The 2,491-nt window shown below is 73.3% G+C and carries 1 protein-coding gene; it reads left to right on the top strand.

The features are described from left to right. Positions 1 to 2,491: condensation domain-containing protein (locus AA75_RS41735; protein WP_033825748.1), on the top strand; the 2,491-nt coding region annotated here is incomplete at both ends.

Below are 2,491 nucleotides of genomic sequence, written 5' to 3'. Positions count from 1 at the left end.
ACGAGGTGCACGTCCTCGACGAGGCCCTGCGCCGCGACGCCCAGGGACTGGCGGACTTCTGCGCCGAGCACGAGATCGACGTCATCAACGTGACGCCCTCGTACGCCCAGGCGCTGATCGAGTGCGGTCTGCTGGACGGGGAGCGGCACCGCCCGGTGCTGGTGCTGCTCGGTGGTGAGGCGGTGGCCGAGACCCTGTGGTCCAAGCTGCGCGACACCCCGGGCGTCATGGGCTACAACCTGTACGGCCCGACCGAGTACACCATCAACACCCTGGGCGGTGGCACGCTCGACTCCGACACCGCGACCGTCGGCCGTCCGATCTGGAACACCCGCGCCCACGTCCTCGACGGCCACCTCCGGCAGGTGCCGGTCGGTGTCGCGGGTGAGCTGTACGTGGCCGGTGTCGGTCTGGCGCGCGGCTATCTCGACCGGCCTGGGCTGACCGCCGAGCGGTTCGTCGCCGACCCGTTCGGCGAGCCGGGGGACCGGATGTACCGGACCGGCGATGTGGTGCGCTGGCGTCAGGACGGGCTGCTGGACTTCCTCGGCCGCGTCGACGACCAGGTGAAGATCCGCGGCTACCGGGTCGAGCCCGGCGAGATCGAGGACGCCCTGACCACGCACCCCGCCGTCGCCCAGGCCGCCGTCCTGATCCGCGAGGACGCCCCCGGGGTCAAGCGGCTGGCCGCCTACCTCGTCCCGGCCGGCCCCGGCATCGACGTCGCGGAGGTCCGCAGCGGCCTCGCCGAGCGCCTGCCCGAGTACATGGTCCCGTCCGCGTTCGTCGTCCTCGACGCGCTGCCGCTGACCGTCAACGGCAAGCTCGACCGCAAGGCCCTCCCCGCCCCCGACAGCACCGGCACGGGCGCCGGGCGCGCCCCGCGCGACGCCCGCGAGGAGATCCTCTGCGGCGTCTTCGCCGAGGTGCTCGGCCTGTCCGAGGTGGGCCCAGAGGACCACTTCTTCGACCTCGGCGGCCACTCGCTGCTCGCCACCCGCCTGGTCGGCCGGCTGCGGACGGTGCTCGGCGCCCAGCTGACCGTGCGTGACCTCTTCGAGGCGCCCACCCCGGCCGGTCTGGCCCACCGGGCCGCCGCCGGCGGCGAGACCCGCCCGGCCCTGGTCCGCCGCGAGCGGCCCGCCGAGCTGCCGCTGTCGCACGCCCAGCGCCGGATGTGGTTCCTGCAGAACCTGGACGGCTCCGGCGCCACCTACAACGTGCCGCTGGTGGTCCGGGTCACCGGCGAGCTCGACCTGGACGCGCTGCGCGCCGCCGTCATCTCGGTGACCGAGCGCCACGAGAGCCTGCGGACGGTCTTCACCGAGCGCAACGGCTCGGTGTTCCAGGAGGTCAGGGACGCCGCCGCGCAGACCCTGCACCTGGTGGCGTCCGGCGAGCGGACCCTGGCCGCCGACATCGAGGCGGCCGTCCGGTACGGCTTCGACCTCTCGACCGAACTGCCGCTGCGGGTAAGTGTGCTGGCGGTCGGCCCGGCGGACCACGCGATCGTGCTGCTGTTCCACCACATCGCCGGTGACGAGTGGTCGATGCTCCCGTTCATCGACGACCTGAACACCGCCTACGCCGCCCACACCACCGGCACCGCGCCCACCTGGGCGCCGCTGCCGGTCCAGTACGCCGACTACACCCTGTGGCAGCAGGAGCTGCTCGGCGGCCCCGAGGACGGCGAGAGCCTGCACAGCCGCCAGGTGGCGTACTGGCGGCAGGCGCTGGCCGGCCTGCCGGAGGAACTGCCGCTGCCCACCGACCACCCGCGGGTGCCGGTCGCCGGGTACCGCGGCGACACCGTGTACGCGCAGGTCCCCCCGGCCGTCTACCGCGGACTGCGGGAGGCCGCCCGCTCCACCGGCACGACCACCTTCATGGTGCTCCAGGCCGCCGTCGCCACCCTGCTGCACCGGCTCGGCGCGGGCACCGACATCCCCCTCGGCGCCCCCGTCGCCGGGCGCTCGGACGCCGCGCTGGACGGCCTGGTCGGGTTCTTCGTCAACACCCTGGTGCTGCGCAACGACCTCTCCGGCGACCCGACCTTCGCCGACCTGCTCACCCGCACCCGGGAGTCGGACCTGGCCGCGTTCGCGCACCAGGACCTGCCCTTCGACCGCCTGGTCGAGGCCGTCAACCCGCCCCGGGTGGCCGGCCGGCACCCGCTGTTCCAGGTGATGCTCGGCTACCAGCACAACGACGGCCAGGGCGGCAGCCTGCTCGGCCTGGAGAGCCGGATCCAGCCCTTCGAGCTGGGCGCGGTCAAGTTCGAACTCGACTTCAACTTCGAGGAGACCTCGGTCTCCGAGGAGATCGACATCGCCTTCGAGTACGCCACCGACCTCTACGAGTGCTCGACCGCCGAGGCCCTGGTCGAGCGGCTGCTCGCACTGCTGGAGCAGGTCGCCGCCGACCCGCACCGCCGCATCGGCTCCCTCGACGTGCTGACGGTGCGTGAGCGTGGGTTGGTGTTGGGGGAGTG

Origin of the sequence: Kitasatospora sp. MBT63, assembly GCF_000710465.2 — a bacterium.
Classification (GTDB): Bacteria; Actinomycetota; Actinomycetes; order Streptomycetales; family Streptomycetaceae; genus Kitasatospora.
Note: the sequence above shows the minus strand (reverse complement) of the source record. Positions and strands in the feature narration are given on the sequence as shown.